Annotated in this window: 20 protein-coding genes; 18 read left to right on the forward strand and 2 right to left on the reverse strand. The window is 67.3% G+C overall.

Annotated elements, in window-relative coordinates; all coding sequences use genetic code 11:
• Nucleotides 1-38: 38 nt before the first annotated feature.
• Nucleotides 39-917 (forward strand): PhzF family phenazine biosynthesis protein, encoded by an 879-nt coding sequence (locus tag LU699_RS02690; RefSeq protein ID WP_232134716.1) that lies wholly within the window; start codon nucleotides 39-41, stop codon nucleotides 915-917.
• 96 nt (nucleotides 918-1,013) lie between these two features.
• Here LU699_RS02690 and LU699_RS02695 read toward each other — a convergent pair whose 3' ends face one another.
• Nucleotides 1,014-1,448, reverse strand: a complete 435-nt coding sequence (locus tag LU699_RS02695; protein WP_232134715.1) for an OsmC family protein — start codon at nucleotides 1,446-1,448, stop codon at nucleotides 1,014-1,016.
• Nucleotides 1,449-1,563: 115 nt separating this feature from the next.
• On the opposite strand from LU699_RS02695, the gene LU699_RS02700 reads away from it, so the two are divergent.
• From LU699_RS02700 to LU699_RS02735, 8 genes are all read left to right on the forward strand, one after another.
• A complete protein-coding gene (locus LU699_RS02700; protein ID WP_232134714.1) occupies nucleotides 1,564-1,974 on the forward strand; it encodes a DUF2784 domain-containing protein in 411 nt (136 codons plus the stop codon).
• A gap of 133 nt (nucleotides 1,975-2,107) precedes the next feature.
• Complete coding sequence (locus tag LU699_RS02705) at nucleotides 2,108-2,512, forward strand: HU family DNA-binding protein (RefSeq protein ID WP_232134785.1); 405 nt, start codon at nucleotides 2,108-2,110, stop codon at nucleotides 2,510-2,512.
• A gap of 254 nt (nucleotides 2,513-2,766) precedes the next feature.
• Nucleotides 2,767-3,408 carry a tellurite resistance TerB family protein gene (locus tag LU699_RS02710; protein ID WP_232134713.1) on the forward strand — a complete coding sequence of 214 codons (642 nt, stop codon included), beginning with the start codon at nucleotides 2,767-2,769 and terminating at the stop codon, nucleotides 3,406-3,408.
• Nucleotides 3,409-3,513: 105 nt separating this feature from the next.
• Nucleotides 3,514-4,155 (forward strand): M23 family metallopeptidase, encoded by a 642-nt coding sequence (locus LU699_RS02715; RefSeq protein ID WP_232134712.1) that lies wholly within the window; start codon nucleotides 3,514-3,516, stop codon nucleotides 4,153-4,155.
• A 41-nt stretch (nucleotides 4,156-4,196) separates the two neighbouring features.
• Nucleotides 4,197-4,742 (forward strand): hypothetical protein, encoded by a 546-nt coding sequence (locus tag LU699_RS02720; RefSeq protein WP_232580472.1) that lies wholly within the window; start codon nucleotides 4,197-4,199, stop codon nucleotides 4,740-4,742.
• A gap of 37 nt (nucleotides 4,743-4,779) precedes the next feature.
• Nucleotides 4,780-5,214: a hypothetical protein gene (locus LU699_RS02725; RefSeq protein WP_232580473.1), complete on the forward strand. Its 435-nt coding sequence runs from the start codon at nucleotides 4,780-4,782 to the stop codon at nucleotides 5,212-5,214.
• Between the two features lie 66 nt (nucleotides 5,215-5,280).
• Nucleotides 5,281-5,841 (forward strand): DUF1439 domain-containing protein, encoded by a 561-nt coding sequence (locus tag LU699_RS02730; protein WP_232134709.1) that lies wholly within the window; start codon nucleotides 5,281-5,283, stop codon nucleotides 5,839-5,841.
• Nucleotides 5,810-6,541, forward strand: coding sequence for a hypothetical protein (locus tag LU699_RS02735; RefSeq protein ID WP_232134708.1), 732 nt, complete (start codon nucleotides 5,810-5,812; stop codon nucleotides 6,539-6,541). The genes LU699_RS02730 and LU699_RS02735 overlap by 32 nt, the downstream gene beginning before the upstream one ends.
• A gap of 196 nt (nucleotides 6,542-6,737) precedes the next feature.
• Here LU699_RS02735 and LU699_RS02740 read toward each other — a convergent pair whose 3' ends face one another.
• Nucleotides 6,738-7,232: an SET domain-containing protein gene (locus LU699_RS02740; protein WP_232134707.1), complete on the reverse strand. Its 495-nt coding sequence runs from the start codon at nucleotides 7,230-7,232 to the stop codon at nucleotides 6,738-6,740.
• Between the two features lie 184 nt (nucleotides 7,233-7,416).
• Between LU699_RS02740 and LU699_RS02745 the strand changes: the two genes are divergently transcribed.
• From LU699_RS02745 to LU699_RS02785, 9 genes are all read left to right on the forward strand, one after another.
• A complete protein-coding gene (locus LU699_RS02745; RefSeq protein WP_232134706.1) occupies nucleotides 7,417-7,887 on the forward strand; it encodes an SUF system Fe-S cluster assembly regulator in 471 nt (156 codons plus the stop codon).
• Between the two features lie 16 nt (nucleotides 7,888-7,903).
• Nucleotides 7,904-9,361 (forward strand): Fe-S cluster assembly protein SufB, encoded by a 1,458-nt coding sequence (gene sufB / locus LU699_RS02750; RefSeq protein ID WP_232134705.1) that lies wholly within the window; start codon nucleotides 7,904-7,906, stop codon nucleotides 9,359-9,361.
• Between the two features lie 93 nt (nucleotides 9,362-9,454).
• Nucleotides 9,455-10,219: a Fe-S cluster assembly ATPase SufC gene (gene sufC / locus LU699_RS02755; protein ID WP_232134704.1), complete on the forward strand. Its 765-nt coding sequence runs from the start codon at nucleotides 9,455-9,457 to the stop codon at nucleotides 10,217-10,219.
• Complete coding sequence (gene sufD / locus LU699_RS02760; RefSeq protein WP_232134703.1) at nucleotides 10,219-11,457, forward strand: Fe-S cluster assembly protein SufD; 1,239 nt, start codon at nucleotides 10,219-10,221, stop codon at nucleotides 11,455-11,457. The genes sufC and sufD overlap by 1 nt, the downstream gene beginning before the upstream one ends.
• Nucleotides 11,454-12,737 (forward strand): cysteine desulfurase, encoded by a 1,284-nt coding sequence (locus tag LU699_RS02765; RefSeq protein ID WP_232134702.1) that lies wholly within the window; start codon nucleotides 11,454-11,456, stop codon nucleotides 12,735-12,737. Before sufD ends, LU699_RS02765 begins: the two co-directional genes overlap by 4 nt.
• Before the next feature lie 86 nt (nucleotides 12,738-12,823).
• On the forward strand, nucleotides 12,824-13,363 hold the full coding sequence (locus LU699_RS02770) for a GNAT family N-acetyltransferase (RefSeq protein WP_232580474.1): 540 nt from the start codon (nucleotides 12,824-12,826) through the stop codon (nucleotides 13,361-13,363).
• Nucleotides 13,360-13,695, forward strand: coding sequence for a non-heme iron oxygenase ferredoxin subunit (locus LU699_RS02775; RefSeq protein WP_232134700.1), 336 nt, complete (start codon nucleotides 13,360-13,362; stop codon nucleotides 13,693-13,695). The genes LU699_RS02770 and LU699_RS02775 overlap by 4 nt, the downstream gene beginning before the upstream one ends.
• A 134-nt stretch (nucleotides 13,696-13,829) precedes the next feature.
• Nucleotides 13,830-14,243, forward strand: coding sequence for a hypothetical protein (locus LU699_RS02780; RefSeq protein WP_232134699.1), 414 nt, complete (start codon nucleotides 13,830-13,832; stop codon nucleotides 14,241-14,243).
• A 151-nt stretch (nucleotides 14,244-14,394) separates the two neighbouring features.
• The gene (locus LU699_RS02785; RefSeq protein ID WP_232134698.1) at nucleotides 14,395-16,797 is read left to right on the forward strand and encodes a TonB-dependent receptor domain-containing protein; all 2,403 of its coding nucleotides are present in this window, start codon (nucleotides 14,395-14,397) and stop codon (nucleotides 16,795-16,797) included.
• Nucleotides 16,798-16,968 lie beyond the last annotated feature (171 nt).

The following is a 16,968-nucleotide window of genomic DNA, read 5'->3' on the forward strand; positions in this document are numbered from 1 at the left end:
GGACCGCTACACTGTCGCGCCGCGTGACGCCCCCCGCCATGACTACCCGCCGTTTCGTCCAGGTGGACGTATTTGCCGACCGGCCCGGTGCCGGCAATCCATTGGCCGTGGTGCTCGATGCCGACGGCCTCGACGACTCCACGATGCAGGCCATCGCCCGCTGGACGCGTCTGCCCGAGACCACGTTCGTGTTCCCGGCCACGTCCGACGACGAAAGCTATCGGATCCGCATGTTCTCGCCGCGCCGCGAAGTCCCGTTCGCCGGTCATCCGAGCGTCGGCACCGCGCACGTCGTGCTCGAAGCCGGACTCGCGACGCCACGCGATGGCCTGCTGGTGCAGGACGGTATCGCCGGCAAGCTGCCGCTGGAAGTCGTCGGCGAAGGCGTGACGCGCACAATCGCCGTGCGTACGCCGCGCGCGTCGGTCATTGAGACCGCATCGGCGGACGATCCGCGCCTGCGCGACGTGCTTGCGGCGATGCCACTCGGCGCGCTGCCGCCTGTGCTGATGGATGGCGGTCGCCGCTGGTGGCTGGCCGAGCTCGCGAGCGAGGCCGACCTGCGCGCGGCGACGCCCAACTGGAATGCGATCGGCGCACTCGCCGAGGCGACCGGCAGCATGGGGCTGTGCGCATTTGCGCGCTCCAGTGACCCGGTGCATCACCTCGCAGTGCGCGCCTTCGTCGGCTCCACCGGCCATTTCGAGGATGCCGCCTCCGGCGCCGCGAACGCGACGCTGGCCGCGTGGCTGGCCGATCGCGACGCCCTCCCCGGCAGCGATGGCCGCTACCGCATCAGCCAGGGCCGCGAAGTCGGCCACGACGCGATCATCGAACTGCACGTCGACGGCAACGGCGACGTCTGGTCCGGCGGTCGCGTGCAGACCGTCGTGCGCGGGACGATCGACTGGCGCTGAGAATCACGCGCTGCTGTGCACCGTCACGCCGGCAGCACACCGCAGACACGAAAACGCCGCGCCGGTTAGCCGACGCGGCGTTTCTGCGTTCATCACTCAGCTTTCGAGTTCGGCGTCCAGCGACAGCGGCACTGCCGACAGCGCCTTCGACACCGGGCAGTTCTGCTTGGCGTCATCGGCGAGTTCGCGGAACTTCGCCGCGTCGATGCCCGGCACCTTGGCGCGCGTCTTCAGGCGGATCGAACTGATCTGCGGACCACCGTCCATCGACAGGTCGACGTCGGCGCGCGTGTCCAGCGATTCAGGCGGAAAGCCCGCTTCGGTGAGCTTGGCCGACAGCGCCATCGTGAAGCAGCCTGCATGCGCGGCAGCGATCAGCTCTTCGGGATTGGTGCCTTTCTCGTCGCCGAAACGGGTGCCGAACGCGTAGCGCGTATCCGACAGCAGGCCGCTCTGCGGCGTCGACAACGTGCCCTTGCCGGACTTCAGATCACCGGTCCAGTGGGCGGTGGCGTGACGGGCGATACCCATATGCGTGCTCCTCGAGAGTTGGACTGTGCATGTTGGACCTCCGTCCGTTACGCGCGCGTCCCTGTGATGCGACGCAGCACCTGCGCATGGACGTTGGATGCACGATGATCCGGCCATGGCACTCTCACCCTCCCTCGCCGCCGTGCTCGCCGACGCGGTGCTCGCAGTCCATGTCGGCATCGCGGTATTCGTTGTTGGCATGACGCTCGCGCTGCTGGTCGGCGGCCCGCTCGGCTGGCGCTGGGTGCGCCGAAAGTGGCTGCGCTGGCTGCACGTCGCGCTGGTCGTGGTGATCGCAGTGCAGGCCTGGCTCGGGCGCCTGTGCCCGCTGACGATCTGGGAACAGTGGCTGCGCACGCGCGCCGGACAGCAGACCTATGACGAGTCCTTCGTCGCCTACTGGTTGTCGAAAGTGCTGTTTTTCGAGGCGCCTTGGTGGACATTCGTCGCCGCCTACAGCGTGCTCGCAGTGGTGGTCGCCGGCGCCTGGATGCTGTGGCCGCCACGTCGCCGCAGTTCGCGATAGGACCGGGAAACGCAAAAGCCCTGTTTTTTTGCGGTTTCCTATTGGCGCACGTGCCACGATGCCCTACATTCCGCTTGCCGGCTCGCTCGGCCCGGACAACTCAATCATTACTCGACGAGGGAACCACACGCTCATGGCAACGAAGAAGGCCCCCACCAAGAAAGCCCCGGCCAAGAAGGCTGCTGCGCCGAAGAAGGCCGCCGCCGCAAAGCCGGCAGCACCGAAGCCGATCAAGGAAGCCCTGAGCAAGTCGGGCCTGGTCGCACACATCGCCGAATCCACCGGCGTCGTGGCGAAGGACGTGCGCGCAGTGTTCGCAGCGCTCGAAGGCGCCGTGCACGGCTCGGTCAGCAAGAAGGGCGCGGGTTCGTTCACCCTCCCCGGCCTGCTGAAGATCACGTCGGTCAGCGTGCCGGCCAAGCCGAAGCGCAAGGGCATCAACCCCTTCACCAAGGAAGAGCAGTGGTTCGCTGCCAAGCCCGCCTCGGTCAAGGTCAAGGTGCGCCCGCTCAAGAAGCTCAAGGACGCCGCCGCCTGATTCCAGGCGCCACGTGTCTTTCGATCGGGACGGCCTTGGCCGTCCCGATTTCGTTTCAGGGTTCCCTCGACGGCTGGGCCGTCCCGATTTCGGTTGGGGGACGTGCGCGATGCGACGCCTCCCCCCGTCTTCTTCGAATGCGATGCTCACCCGGTTCTGAACGCTTTGCCCGGCGACGCAAACCGTGCACATCCGGTGAACGTTTGCCGCCGCATGCTCGGCGCCGTTTTCTCCCTACCGATGGATATCGAACGATGAGCTTCCAGGGCTTCCTCAATCATCTGCTCACCTCGCAGGCCGGCGGCAAGCCCGGCAGCAGCCTGCTCAATGCGGATTTCGGCAAGGGCGCGGCCACCGGCGGCGCGCTGGGCTTGCTGCTCGGCAAGAACAAGAAGACCCGCAAGGTCGCGACCTACGGCGGTCTCGCCGCGATCGGCGTCATGGCCTACAAGGCCTACGGCGATTACCAGAAGCAGCAGGCCGGTGCGTCCACCGTTGCCCCGCAGACCGTCGACCGCCTGCCCGCGCCGCAGGTCGACATCCACAGCCAGGCGATCCTCAAGGCGCTGGTCGCCGCCGCGAAGGCCGACGGCCATATCGACGCGCGCGAGCGCGAAGTCATCGAAGGCGAATTCAAGCGCATCGATGAAGGCGCCGACGTGCAGCGCTGGCTGCACGCGGAACTGGAAAAGCCGCTGGATCCTGCCGAAGTCGCCAGCGCTGCGACCACGCCCGAAATCGCGTCGGAAATGTATCTGGCAAGCGTGCTCGTCGCCGACGAGACCAGCTTCATGGAACGCAGCTATCTCGACGAACTCGCGCGCCAGCTCAAGCTCGCGCCCGAGCTCAAGACGCGGCTCGAACAGGAAGTGAAAGAGAACGCGCAGGCGCGTTGATCCTGCTGCGCGTGCCCGGAACGGCCTGCCGATCGCAGGCCGTTCTGCATTGCGCGACCCGCTGCACTGACTCCGGCTTCGCGCACGGTCTGCGACGCTGACGTCATGTCCGAGCCCGATCCCACACCCGGTTCCACCCCACCGGCCGCACCGAAACCTGCACGTAAGCCGCGCCGCGATTACACGCCGCAGCTGCGCGCCACGCTGGGTTTCGTGTTCTGGGCCGCATTGTTCACGGCCGTCGGCTACTGGGCCTGGCACCAGCCGTTCATGGCCAAGCCGCGCGCGATTGCCACGCTGTCTGCCACCCCTGCGCCGGAATCGCTGCCGATGCCGGTCGATGGCGTACGTGCATCGCGCGTCGCCGACACCTACGGCGCGCCGCGTGGGCGCGACCGCCAGCACGAAGGCGTCGACATCTTTGCGCCGCGCGGTACGCCGGTGCGCAGCACGACCGAGGGCCTCGTCGTCGGCGTGCGCGAAAGCGGTCTCGGCGGCAAACAGGTCTGGGTCATGGGTCCCGGCCGGCAGCGCCATTACTACGCGCATCTCGACGGCTTCGCGGATCTGCTCGAGGTCGGCGATCTGGTGCGGCCGGGCGATGCCCTCGGCGTCGTCGGCGATACCGGCAACGCACGCGGCACGCCACCGCATCTGCATTACGGCGTCTACGCCAGTGACGGTGCGTTCGACCCGCTGCCGCTGTTGCGCGGGCACAGTGCCGACAACGGCGACGCGGCGCGCTAGCATCCGATTGATGCCGCGCTTGCGGCGCTGGGGAGAGCCGGATGTCGCATCGCGCGTGGTGGCTGGTCATCGCGACCATCGTGTTGCTCGGCATCGCCGTGGCGGTGCAGGAAGGCCTGCGTCGCAATGCGGACGACGTGTCGTCGCCGGATGCGCCGGGCGCCACCGCGCCAGATTCGTCCGACGCATCGCCTGCCGCGGCGATTGCTGCCGGAAACGCCGAACTGCGCGCAGCGCACGATACCGCGATGCAGGACGCCGTCTCGGCCGTGCATGCCTATCTCGCTGCACTGTTCAAGGACGACCGCAGCGAAGCCGACGCGTTGTGGATCCACGGCCGTCCTGCATCACAGGGCGAAGCGGACCTGCGCACGCTCGAAGACGTGCCCGGCTTGCGCGTCGACAACGAACGGCCGCAGCCACTCGATGCCACGCCGGTCCCTACCGCGCTGCGCATTCCGGTGCATCTGCGCATCGGCGGACAGGGACCGCTGCGTCGCTACAGCGGGTATTACGATCTGCGCCGCGACGGCGAGACCTGGCGGATCACCGCGGCGTCCATCGATCCGTCACCCGCGCAACGCTAATCTGGTCCACGCGAAACGCCTCTTCGGACACCCTGCAATGGACAAACGGTTCTGGATCTGCGGCTTCACCATCTCCGCCACCGCGTTGGCGCTGGGCTTCTTCGTGCACGGTCTGCTGCTGCGAGACGACTATCTCGCCCTCGCCCACCTGTTCCGCCCGCAGACCGACGCGAACGCGCAGGTCGGCTGGATCCTTCTGGCCTACGTCTCGCTGGGACTTGCGATGACCTGGCTCTACCGCTGGCTGCCGCCGCCCCATCGCAGCAAGCGCTGGCACGGCGCGCGTTTCGGCCTGGCGATCGCGCTGGTGTCGTTCGTGCCCTGGCATCTGCTGGCGCACGCGGGTCAGCCGTTCCCGCTGGCGCTGTCGCTCAAGCAGGTCGCCTTCGACGTGATCGCGATGCTGCTGCTCGGCCTATTGCTCGCGTGGCTGCAGCCGCACCGCCGGCCGCTGGCACCCGCGCCGGACTGACGCGCCGCTAATCCCGTATTCACGGCGCCTGCGTAGGGTGCCTCCATCGTCGTTCCGGAGCGTGCCATGCGCCGTCCCCTGTACTTGTCCGCCGCAGCCCTGCTGCTGCTCATCGTCACTGCCTGTACCTCGCTGGGTGTTGTCTCGGCCTGGCTCAACGACCAGGTCGCGTTCACCACGCCGCAGTTGCAGCGCCAGCTCGACACGCGGTTTCCGCGCACCTTCGACAAGCTCGGCGGGCTGGTGTCGGTCACGCTCGACAATCCGCGCCTGACGATTCCGCAGGGCGATCGCCGGTTGCGACTGGACTTCGATCTCGGCGTTGGCGGCGTGGCCGCGGACGATCGCCCGGGCCGTCTCGCCCTGCTGAGCGGTCTGCGCTACGACCCCGCGACCCGCGGCCTGCATCTCGAAGATCCCGAACTGCTGCAGTTCGACCTGCCCGGGTCGAATGCCCTGCTCAAGGGCGGTGCGCGCGGCATCGTCAACAGCCTGCTGTCGGAGTACGCGCGCAGCGAACCGGTCTATCGCCTCGACGACGACCTGCTGTCGAAGCTGCCTTCCGGCAAGCGCATCGGCAACGTCGACATCACCGATGGCCGCGTGGTGGTGCACCTTGCGCGCTGATCGCGGCTTCGTGCGTCGCGGCGCCACGCTGGCGATCGCATTCGCTCTGGTGTGCGCACTCGGCGCCTGCGACCGCGACGCGGCACGCGCCGATGCTGCGGCGTCCGGCCAGGCCGCCGACGGTCCGCTGCCGCAGCCGCAACAGAACGCGGGCGGCGTTACCGGCCTGAGCGGAGAGCCGGGCCCCGGCAACATTCCGCTCGGCGGCGAACAGCCGCTGCCCGAAGCCGGCATCGAGGAAAGCGCGCTGCTGCCACTCGAAGACAATCCGGAAACCGGCCTCACCGGCGTACCGGGCGAAGCCGCCGTCGCCGGTCCCGAGCCGACGCCCGAAGAAGCCTCCGCGGTGATCCGCACCTACTACGCCGCGATCAACGCGGTCGACTACGCGCGCGCCTACGCACTGTGGTCCGACGGCGGCCGCGCCAGCGGCCAATCGCCCGAACAGTTCGCGGCAGGCTTCGGCGACACCTCGGTGGTGATGGTCGACATCGGCGCACCGGGCGCAGTCGAAGCCGCCGCCGGTTCGCGCTTCATCGAAGTGCCTGTGTCGCTCCGCGCCCAACAGACCGACGGCAGCAGCCGCCGCTTCGAAGGACGCTACGTCCTGCGCCGCGCGATGGTCGACGGCGCCAGCGACGCGCAACGCGCATGGCGGATCGCGTCGGCGGATCTGCGGGAAGTGTCTTTGGCGCCGTGACTCTTGAGCCCCTCTCCCTCTGGGAGAGGGGTTGGGGTGAGGGTTGCTTTTGCCCGTGCCCCTGAGCCCAAGCCTGAAAGCAAGTGCTCTCGGCAAAGCCCCTTCCCTCACCCCACCATCGGCATCCGCCGATGGTCCTCCCGTCTCCCTGAGGTGGAGGGGCATTGGTGTCTTCCGCCTGCGACGGAAGACCGCTTTATTTCTTGGGCTGCAGCATCGTGCCGGTGCACTTCTTCGAACCACAGCGGCAGCCCCACAGCTTCTTGAGCGTCGGCGTATGCCGCTCCGCGAGGGTGATGCCGTAGTTGTAGGCCAGCTCTTCACCGGCCGCGATGTCACGCGTCGCTTCGATGAAGACCTTGTCCTTGTGCCGGCGCTCCTTCGGATCTTCCTGTACCACCGCTTCGCAGTTCGGGGCGCAGCTATGGTTGATCCAGCGCGCGATGTTGCCGTCCTCGTTCGCGTCGATGACGTAGTCATCGTTGAGCGTGAAGAGGAAGGTGTGGCCGTCCTCGTCGATGTCGCCGTACTGGGAATCGACGTCGTCGTGCGTGCGCAGCAGACCCTTGTAGCGAACGATCCGCTCGCCCTTGGCGATGGCCTCGGTCGCGAACACACCGTTGCCGTGGATGCTCGACAGACGCGCCTCGATCTTCTTCGGCGTCTTGGGCTTCTTCGGCGTCTTGGGCATTGCGGATTCCACGGCAGAGTGAGCCCGCATTGTGTCCAACAACCCGTCGAGCCGCCAGCGCAGGCGCATCGCGGCAACGCCTTGCGATGAACGCCCGCCGCCCACCACATTGAGCTGCCGGACGCAAAAGCGTACAATTTTGGTCCGCTTTCCTTCGACGCTCCCCCGGTCGCCCCCGCCCGCAATGCTCCGTGTCACCAAGCTCACTGATTACGCCACCGTCGTTCTGACCGTGCTCGCCGCACGGCCGCAGGTGGTGATGAGTGCGGCCGATCTGGCGGAACAATCGGGCCTCGAAGCGCCGACGGTCAGCAAGCTGCTCAAGCCGCTGGCGCAGGCGGGTCTGGTCGAAGGCTTCCGCGGCGCCAACGGCGGGTATCGCCTGGCACGTGAGGCCGCGGCCATCAGCCTGGTGGAGATCGTCGAGGCCATGGAAGGGCCGCTTGCGATGACCGAGTGCAGCCTGCACGACGGTCAATGCGGCATTTCCGAGCAGTGCGGCGTGCGCGGCAACTGGCGCCGGATCAACGACGTGGTGGCCGATGCGCTGCGCGCCGTGAGCCTGGCGCAGATGCTCGACGACGCGCCGCGTCCTCAACCCATTTCCACCGCCGGTGGGACGAAGCGCATCGACGCCCGTCTCGCCCGCGCTTAGACAGTAGGCAGCCCCCATGGCCACCGACATCGCAGAACCGATTGCGAACGCAGAAATCCACGAGCAGCTCGGCCGTCGCTACGACGCCGGCTTCGTCACCGATATCGAGTCCGACAGCTTTCCGCCCGGCCTCGACGAGGACGTCGTCCGTGCCTTGTCGGCGAAGAAGGAAGAGCCGCAGTGGATGACCGACTGGCGCCTCGCCGCCTATCGCCACTGGCTGACCATGCCGGTGCCGCACTGGGCGAAGCTGTCGATCGCACCGATCGATTTCCAATCGGTCAGCTACTACTCCGCGCCCAAGGCGAAGTACGCCTCGCTCGACGATGTGCCCAAGGAACTGCTCGACACCTACGACAAGCTCGGCGTGCCGCTGCATGAGCGCGCGCGTCTTGCCGGCGTCGCCGTCGACGCGGTGTTCGATTCGGTCTCGGTCGGCACGACGTTCAAGAAGGAACTCGCCGAGAAGGGCGTGATCTTCTGCTCGATGTCCGAAGCGATCCAGGACCATCCCGAGCTGGTGAAGCAGTACCTCGGCAGCGTGGTGCCGGTCGGCGACAACTATTTCGCCGCACTGAACTCGGCCGTGTTCTCCGATGGCAGCTTCGTGTTCATTCCCAAGGGCGTGCGTTGCCCGATGGAATTGAGCACCTACTTCCGCATCAACGCCGGCCACACCGGCCAGTTCGAGCGCACGTTGATCATCTGCGAGGACAAGGCCTACGTGTCCTATCTCGAAGGCTGCACCGCACCGATGCGCGACGAGAACCAGCTGCATGCAGCGGTCGTCGAACTGGTCGCACTGGAAGACGCCGAGATCAAGTACTCGACGGTGCAGAACTGGTACCCCGGCGACGAGAACGGCAAGGGCGGCATCTACAACTTCGTGACCAAGCGTGCGGAATGCCGCGGCGATCGCAGCCGCGTGGTCTGGGCGCAGGTCGAGACCGGGTCGGCGATCACCTGGAAGTACCCGTCCTGCGTGCTGCTCGGTGACGACTCAAGCGGCGAGTTCCATTCGGTCGCGCTGACGCATCACCGCCAGCAGGCCGACACCGGCACCAAGATGATCCACGTCGGCAAGCGCACCAAGTCGAAGATCGTCAGCAAGGGCATCAGCGCCGGTCGCGGGCAGAACACCTATCGCGGCCTGGTCAAAATCGGTGCGGGCGCCGAGGGTGCGCGCAACTACACCCAGTGCGATTCGCTGCTGATCGGCAAGCAGTGCGGCGCGCACACGTTCCCGTACATCGAGGTCAAGCACCCCGGTGCGACCGTCGAGCACGAAGCCACCACCTCCAAGATCAGCGACGACCAGCTGTTCTACTGCCGCACGCGCGGCATCAGCGAAGAAGACGCGGTCAGCCTGATCGTCGACGGCTTCTGCAAGCAGGTGTTCCGCGAACTGCCGATGGAGTTCGCCGTCGAGGCCAAGAAGCTGCTCGACGTGTCGCTGGAAGGTTCGGTCGGCTGACACCGCGGCCGGCCCACGGGCCGGCGACGCACCTGTTCTTCGACGCAGCGTCATCGCGCCGGTTCTCTTTCTCTTCTTCGAATACCGACACCCATGCTCAATATCGACAACCTGCACGCCTCCATCCACGAGCGCGAAATCCTCAAGGGTCTTTCGCTGCACGTGAAGCCGGGCGAAGTCCACGCGATCATGGGGCCCAACGGCGCCGGCAAGTCGACGCTGGGCAACCTGCTCGCCGGTCGCGACGGTTACGAGGTCACCGACGGCACGGTCGCATTCCAAGGCCAGGATCTGCTGGCGCTCGAACCCGAAGAGCGTGCCGCGGCCGGCGTGTTCCTCGCGTTCCAGTATCCGGTCGAGATTCCGGGCGTGAACAACACCTACTTCCTGCGCAGCGCACTTAACGCGCAGCGCAAGGCGCGCGGTGAGGAAGAACTCGATTCGATGCAGTTCCTCAAGCTAGTGCGCGAGAAGCTGGCTGTGCTGCACCTCGACGACCGCCTGCTGCACCGCGGCGTCAACGAAGGCTTCTCGGGCGGCGAGAAGAAGCGCAACGAGATCTTCCAGCTGGCCGTGCTCGAGCCGAAGCTGGCGATCCTCGACGAGACCGACTCGGGTCTCGACATCGACGCGCTGAAGAACGTCGCCGACGGCGTCAATGCACTGCGTTCGCCCGACCGCGCCTTTATCGTGATCACGCACTACCAGCGCCTGCTCGACTACATCAAGCCCGACGTCGTGCACGTGCTGGCTGACGGCCGCATCGTGCAGACCGGGGGTCCGGAACTCGCGCTGCAGCTCGAAGAGAAGGGCTACACCTGGATCAAGGACCGCGTCGCGCCGGAGACCGCTGCCTGATGAGTGCCCTGCTCGACTCTCTCGCCGCCGGTTTCGATGGCGACGCCGCACGTCGCGCGGCCCTCGACGCGACGCTCGCGACCGGCCTGCCCGGCCCGCGCAGCGAAGCCTGGAAGTACACCTCGCTGCGCGCGCTGGAACGTCGCAGCTTCGTCGCGCCGCAGGCCGATGCCACCGTCGATGCGGATCTGCTGGCCGCGATTCCTGCGCCGCGTCTGGTGTTCGTCAACGGCCGTCTGTCTGCCACCCTGTCCGATGCAGGCGTCGCCACTCCCGGCCTGTCGATCGGCACGCTCGCCGATGCCGGCACGCTGCCGGACATCGACAATCGCGACGATGCCGTCTTCGCCCGTCTCAACGGCGCACTTGCACGCGACGGTGCTTCGATCTCCGTCGAGGCCAGCGCCCGCATCGAGGCCCCCGTGCATCTGGTGTTCGTCGGCGCGCCTGCCGAGGGCGATCTCGCCTGGCATCTGCGCCACCACGTCGTGCTCGGCGAAGGTGCGACGCTGGCGCTCGTCGAACATCATCTCGACACCGGCGCGCACCGCCATCTCGACAACACCATCATCTCGCTACGCGTCGCCGACCGTGCCGAACTGCACCACGTGCGCCTGCAGCACCGCGGCATCGGCGCGACCAGCTTCCTGCGCACCGACGCCGAGCTGCAGGCCGCATCGGTCTACACCCGCGTCGATGTCGAGGCCGGCGGCGCGCTGTCGCGCCACGAGCTCGATGTGCGCCTGCTCGGCGACGACGCGCGCCTGACCGCGAACGGTGTGCTGCTGGCCGGCGGTCGTGCGCATGTCGACACGCGCCTGGGCATCCGCCACATCGCGAAGAACACCGCCTGCGAACTCAAGTGGCGCGGCATCGGCGACCAGCGTGGTCGCGTCGTGTTCCATGGCGGTATCACCATCGATGCCGGCGCCGATGGCACCGACGCGCGCCTGTCGAACAAGAACCTGCTGCTGTCGCCCACGGCTGAGATCGACACCCAGCCGGTGCTGGTGATCCATGCCGACGAAGTGCAGGCCGCGCATGGCGCGACGGTCGGCCAGCTCGACCCGGGCGCGTTGTTCTATCTGCGTTCGCGCGGTCTGCCGGCATCGGATGCCCAGCGTCTGCTGACCGCCGCGTTCGTGCGCGAGCCGCTGTCGACGATCACCGATCCCGTCCTGCGTGCACACGCCGAAGCCGGTCTGGATCGCGTGCTGTCCGGACTCGCCCTCGTATGAGCACCACGCTGCCGCCGCTGACGCCGCCGTTCGATGCGCCCAGCGCACCGGTCGCGCATGACGGCAGCGTCGACTGGGCCGCAGTGCGCGCGGATTTTCCGCTGCTGCTGCGCGAAGTCCACGGCAAGCCGCTGATCTACTTCGACAACGCGAATACCGGCCAGAAGCCGGCGTCGGTGATCGACGCGGTAGACGGTTTCTACCGGCGGCAGAACGCCAACGTCAGCCGCGCGGTGCACCAGCTCGGCACCGAGGCGACCGAGGCCTACGAGGGCACGCGCACCAAGCTCGCGCGGTTCCTCAACGTGCGCAGTGACGAACTCGTGCTGTGCAGCGGAACGACGTTCGCGATCAATCTGGTTGCCTGGTCGTGGGCGCTGCCGCGGCTCAAGGCCGGCGACACGATCCTCGTCTCGCGCATGGAGCATCACGCCAACATCGTGCCGTGGCAGCTCGTCGCCGAGCGCACGGGTGCGACCGTGCGCGTGGCCGAAATCCTCGAAGACGGCACACTCGACCTCGACGCGCTGCGCCGCGCGATGACGCCCGACGTCAAGCTGCTGGCGCTGACCCAGGTTTCCAACGTGCTCGGCACGGTGAATCCGGTCCGCGAGATTTGCCGCGACGCCCGCAAGCGCGGCATCGTCACCGTCATCGACGGCTCGCAGGCCGTGCCGCACCGCCGCGTCGATGTCGCCGCGCTCGGCTGCGACTTCTATGCGTTCACCGGCCACAAGATGTGCGGGCCGACCGGCACCGGCGCACTGTGGGCGCGCCGCGAGCATCTGCAGGCCATGCCGCCGTTCCTCGGTGGCGGCGAGATGATCAAGGAAGTCAGCTTCGGGAAGACGGTCTACAACGACCCGCCGCACCGCTTCGAAGCCGGCACACCGAACATCGCCGGCTTCGTCGGGCTCGGCGCCGCGGTCGACTATCTTGAGCGGCTCGGCATGGATCACGTCGAACGCCGCGAGGCCGAACTGCTGGCGCATCTCACCGAATCGCTGCAGGAGATCGATGGCCTGCGCATCTTCGGCACCGCGTCGGACAAGGCCGCGGTCGTGGCGTTCCTGATCGAAGGCGCGCACGCGCACGATCTCGCCACGCTGCTGGATCTCGAAGGCGTCGCGATCCGCTCCGGCCAGCACTGCGCGCACCCGCTGCTGCAGTTCTACGGCGTCGCCGCCACGTGCCGCGCATCGCCCGCGTTCTACAACACGCACGAAGAAGTCGACGCCTTCGTCGCCGCCCTGCGCAAGGTGCGCACGCTGCTCGTTTGAGGCTGCGCCTGCATCACCCTGCAGCCACGCGCGCAAGCGCGCAGTCATCGCGGGATAATGGCAGCGTCACGACTTCAGCCGCCGCCATGTCCGCTCCCGTGTTCCGCACCGCCACGCCGATCGACGTTCCTGCCCTCGTCACCCTGGTGACGTCCGCGTATCGCGGCGAATCCAGCCGCAGCGGCTGGACCACCGAGGCCGACCTGCTCGATGGCGCACGTATCGATCCCGACGTGCTGGCGCACGACATCGTCCGCGCCGACAGCCGCGTCGTCGTGATCGATGGCGACAACGGACGCCCGCTCGCCTGCGCGCATGTTGCGATCGAGGACGGCGTCGGCTACTTCGGCATGTTCGCGGTCGATCCCACGCTGCAGGGCCGCGGCACCGGCGACGCGCTGTTGCGCGAGTGCGAACGCATCGCCCGCGACGAATGGCGCCTGCCCGCCATGCGCATGACCGTCATCGACGTGCGCGATGCGCTGATCGCGTTCTACGTGCGCCGCGGCTATCGCCGCACCGGCGTGCACAAGCCGTTTCCGTACGGCGACACCCGCTTCGGCAGTCCGCGCCGCGATGACCTGCGCTTCGAAGTGCTGGAGAAGACCTTCGGAGTCACCCCATGAGCGAAACCTGGACCTTCGTCTGCGCCACCGGCGAGCTGCTGCCTGGCGAGATGCGCACCACCTTCGACGAGATCACCAGCGTGCCGATCATCGTCTTCAATCTCGACGGCGATCTCTACGCGCTCGAAGACCAGTGCAGCCACGAGGATTTCGGCCTGTCGAGCGGCGGCGAGTTCGATGCGTCCCTGGGCACCATCGAATGCGTGCTGCACGGCGCGAAGTTCGACGTGCGCGATGGTCGCGCCCTGTGCGCGCCTGCGTACGAGCCGGTGGCGAAGTTTCCGACCAGGGTCGAGCACGGCGGCGTGTGGACCCGCGACGACCGCGATTGAGGCGCGCTGGGCACCAAAGCGAACGATTCGTCCGCATCACCCTGCGCTAACCAGAATCGTTACCCTTTGATGTCGAGAATCATTCTCGGTTAAGATCCAGTGATTGGGCGAGGGTGCCCGCAGGGGAAGCAGGCGTGCCGCAGGGCATCCGATCACTGACGGAACAGTTCGGCGCACATGTGCGCCCGGGTGCCGACGCCGTGCGCGCCGTGGCGCTCGGTCTCCTGTTTCTGCTGCTCTGGGCGGCCACCTTGGGGCCGGCCGCGATGGCAGTGACCCTGTCCAGCGGCGTGTCCGCGCAGAGCGTCTCTATCGAACATGGCGGCGAGACGCCGCCCACGCCGGACACGACGCCGTCGTTGTCGTCTAGCCGGACGACACCGCGTCTGCACCTGCCTGCTGCCGACTCCGCATTCGCTGCCACCGCGATGCCGGGCCTGCCTGCATCGCGACGCCGACGGCTCGCGCGTCGTCTGCGACCGGCGGTTGCCCCGCCCCACCACAGTCCGCCTCGCCGCCAGCACCGCGGCCGCGCGCCGCCCCGCTGATTCCGGATTCCGCCGGCCTGTGCCGGCGCCCCGCATCGCGCATGCCCGCTACCGGGCGTGACGCGCTGCGGCCTGTCGCATGTCCGCACGCGCACCCCACTCCGGCCAGCCGACGCCACGCCGCGTTTCGATACCGTCCAACGAGACCTCCATGACCCGTTTTCCGATCCGTCATCCGCTCGCCATCGCCCTGCTGGGCCTGCTGTCCGCGCCCGTCTTCGCCGATAACGCGACTGCCAATCCGGCCACCGACTTCGACACCATCGTCGTCACCGCCGCCGGATTCGAGCAGAAGCTCACCGATGCGCCGGCGAGCATCAGCGTCATCACCCAGGAAGACCTGACCAAGCGTCCGTACATGACGCTGCTGGACGCGGTGCGCGACATCGAAGGCATCGACGTCGGCGAGACGCGCGACAAGACCGGACAGGGTTCGATCTCGATGCGCGGCATGGGCTCGGACTACACGCTGATCCTCGTGGACGGCAAGCGCCAGAACAACCACGGCGACATCTACCCGAACAACTTCGGCGGCAACCAGTTCAACCACATCCCGCCGCTGGATGCGATCGAGCGCATCGAAGTCATCCGCGGACCCGCGTCCACGCTGTACGGCGCCGACGCGATGGGCGGCGTCATCAACATCATCACCAAGAAGGTGCTCGACGCGTGGCACGGCTCGGCGACGGTCAGCCGTTCGTTCGAGGACAGCGAGTTCGGTGACGACACCACGGTCGATGCCTTCGTGACCGGCCCGCTGATTCCCGGCGTGCTGAACCTTAGCGCGCGCGCCAGCTGGTACGACCGCGACGCGTCCAACCCGGTCTATGCGCCGATCGTCGATCCCGATGGCAACGAGCGTACGCGCGGGCTCGGTTTCGGCGGCGGCGGCAAGACCGTCGACAACACCAACAAGGCCGGCGGCATCACGCTGGCCTGGATGCCGACCGAGAACCAGAGCCTGACGCTGGACTACGACACCTCGCGCCAGGAGTACGACAACGCGATCAAGATCAACGACCAGGGCCTCGAGGAATATCCGGTCGGCACGGTCGACAACATCAACAGCATCTTCACCGCCGGCAACTTCTGCCTCGGCGCCGCTGGCGCGAACGCGAACGCCTGTCGCGCGAACGGCGGCACATGGGCACGTCGTGCCAACCCGCGCGTCGGCTACGGCGCGGTGCAGGAGTTCACCCGCGATGCGTGGTCGTTGACCCACGAAGGTCGCTGGGGCTTCGGCAACAGCTTCGTCTCGCTGTCGCACGTGGCGACCAACAATGACGGCCGCACCATGCCGTTCACCGTCGACGAGCGCGCCGAGCTGCTGCGGATGATCGACGGCACCGGCCCTTACGCCGGCCTGCCGCTGGCCGAGCGTCGCGCGCTCGCCGAATCGACGTTCCTGCCGCGTCCCAAGCGCACGCTCGAGAGCGCGCAGTACACGCTCGACGCCAAGCTCGACATCCCGTTCCAGCTCGCCGGCGAACACATCGCCGTGCTCGGCGCGCAGGTGATCCAGGGTGAGCTGACCGACGGCATCTTCGGCATCGAAAGCGGCACGCCGGGCCTGAAGCAGGAACACAACATGTACTCGCTGTTCGCCGAGGACACCTGGACCATCACCGAGCCTTTCGCGCTCACCGCCGGTCTGCGCTGGGACGACCACGAGGTCTTCGGCAACCACCTCAGCCCGCGTCTGTACGGCGTCTACACCGTGAGCCCGCAGTGGACGGTCAAGGGCGGCGTCAGCACCGGCTTCAAGACGCCCAAGACCACCCAGCTCTATGACGGCGTGACCGGCTTCGGCGCACAGGGCACTTCGCCGATGTTCGGCAACCCGGACCTGCAGCCCGAGACCAGCACCAGCAGCGAACTGGCGGTCTACTGGCAGAGCCCGGACGGCCACAACTTCAACCTGACGCTGTTCCACAACGAGTTCGAGGACAAGATCGCATCCCAGTCCTGCGGTCCCGGCACGACGCTCACCTGCACCAGCGCCGGCGAGTACGCCGACATCGGCTACGCGTCGAGCAGCAAGACGGTGAACATCGACAAGGTGGTGATCCAAGGCGCCGAAGTCGCCGGTCGCTGGCAGATCAGCGACGCGTTCGGCTTCCGCGCGAACTACACCTTCACCGACAGCGAGCAGAAGAGTGGCAGCGAAGCGGGTCTCCCGCTCGGCAACAGCGCGCGCCACATGGCCAACGCAACGCTGGACTGGCAGGCGAGCGAGCGCTTCAACCTGTTCCTGACCGCGGAAGCCCGCTCGGAACGGTATCGGGGCCTGCACGTCATCACCGGCGAAGTGCTGACGTACAAGGACTACGAAGTGCTGCACCTCGGCGCGTCGTTCAAGCTCAGCGAATCGATCACGCTCAACGGACGCATCAACAACCTGCTCGATCGCGACTTCACGACCTACGACACCGAGTTCCGCGACCTCGACGGCACCCCGGGCTTCGACGGCACCAACGAAATCCTCTACTACGACCACTACAACAACAAGGACAAGGCACGCGGCCTCTGGCTGAGCGTCAACGTCCGCTTCTGAGTGATCCCAGGCCACGGCGCCCTGCACGGGCGTCGGGTTTGTTGCACCGCCGGGCTTGTTGCATCGAACAACACGCGCCCGCTCCGTCGATCCGGGGCGGGCGTTTTCGTCTCGCACGCAGTGGAGCTACTACGGGAAGTCAAGGCGACTACGGGCAGTTCGGTTCAATGA

The organism is Luteimonas fraxinea (assembly GCF_021233355.1).
Classification (GTDB): Bacteria; Pseudomonadota; Gammaproteobacteria; order Xanthomonadales; family Xanthomonadaceae; genus Luteimonas; species Luteimonas fraxinea.

Bases quoted from the DNA above. Each gene is read 5' to 3' on its own strand.
- LU699_RS02775 (WP_232134700.1), top strand. From the start codon at position 13,360: ATGAGCGAAACCTGGACCTTCGTCTGCGCCACCGGCGAGCTGCTGCCT.
- LU699_RS02710 (WP_232134713.1), top strand. From the start codon at position 2,767: ATGAGCTTCCAGGGCTTCCTCAATCATCTGCTCACCTCGCAGGCCGGC.
- sufC (WP_232134704.1), top strand. From the start codon at position 9,455: ATGCTCAATATCGACAACCTGCACGCCTCCATCCACGAGCGCGAAATC.
- LU699_RS02720 (WP_232580472.1), top strand. From the start codon at position 4,197: ATGTCGCATCGCGCGTGGTGGCTGGTCATCGCGACCATCGTGTTGCTC.
- LU699_RS02765 (WP_232134702.1), top strand. From the start codon at position 11,454: ATGAGCACCACGCTGCCGCCGCTGACGCCGCCGTTCGATGCGCCCAGC.
- LU699_RS02690 (WP_232134716.1), top strand. From the start codon at position 39: ATGACTACCCGCCGTTTCGTCCAGGTGGACGTATTTGCCGACCGGCCC.
- LU699_RS02700 (WP_232134714.1), top strand. From the start codon at position 1,564: ATGGCACTCTCACCCTCCCTCGCCGCCGTGCTCGCCGACGCGGTGCTC.
- LU699_RS02745 (WP_232134706.1), top strand. From the start codon at position 7,417: ATGCTCCGTGTCACCAAGCTCACTGATTACGCCACCGTCGTTCTGACC.
- LU699_RS02705 (WP_232134785.1), top strand. From the start codon at position 2,108: ATGGCAACGAAGAAGGCCCCCACCAAGAAAGCCCCGGCCAAGAAGGCT.
- LU699_RS02735 (WP_232134708.1), top strand. From the start codon at position 5,810: ATGGCCGCGTGGTGGTGCACCTTGCGCGCTGATCGCGGCTTCGTGCGT.
- LU699_RS02715 (WP_232134712.1), top strand. From the start codon at position 3,514: ATGTCCGAGCCCGATCCCACACCCGGTTCCACCCCACCGGCCGCACCG.
- sufB (WP_232134705.1), top strand. From the start codon at position 7,904: ATGGCCACCGACATCGCAGAACCGATTGCGAACGCAGAAATCCACGAG.
- LU699_RS02695 (WP_232134715.1), bottom strand. From the start codon at position 1,448: ATGGGTATCGCCCGTCACGCCACCGCCCACTGGACCGGTGATCTGAAG.
- LU699_RS02770 (WP_232580474.1), top strand. From the start codon at position 12,824: ATGTCCGCTCCCGTGTTCCGCACCGCCACGCCGATCGACGTTCCTGCC.
- sufD (WP_232134703.1), top strand. From the start codon at position 10,219: ATGAGTGCCCTGCTCGACTCTCTCGCCGCCGGTTTCGATGGCGACGCC.
- LU699_RS02785 (WP_232134698.1), top strand. From the start codon at position 14,395: ATGACCCGTTTTCCGATCCGTCATCCGCTCGCCATCGCCCTGCTGGGC.
- LU699_RS02730 (WP_232134709.1), top strand. From the start codon at position 5,281: ATGCGCCGTCCCCTGTACTTGTCCGCCGCAGCCCTGCTGCTGCTCATC.
- LU699_RS02725 (WP_232580473.1), top strand. From the start codon at position 4,780: ATGGACAAACGGTTCTGGATCTGCGGCTTCACCATCTCCGCCACCGCG.
- LU699_RS02740 (WP_232134707.1), bottom strand. From the start codon at position 7,232: ATGCCCAAGACGCCGAAGAAGCCCAAGACGCCGAAGAAGATCGAGGCG.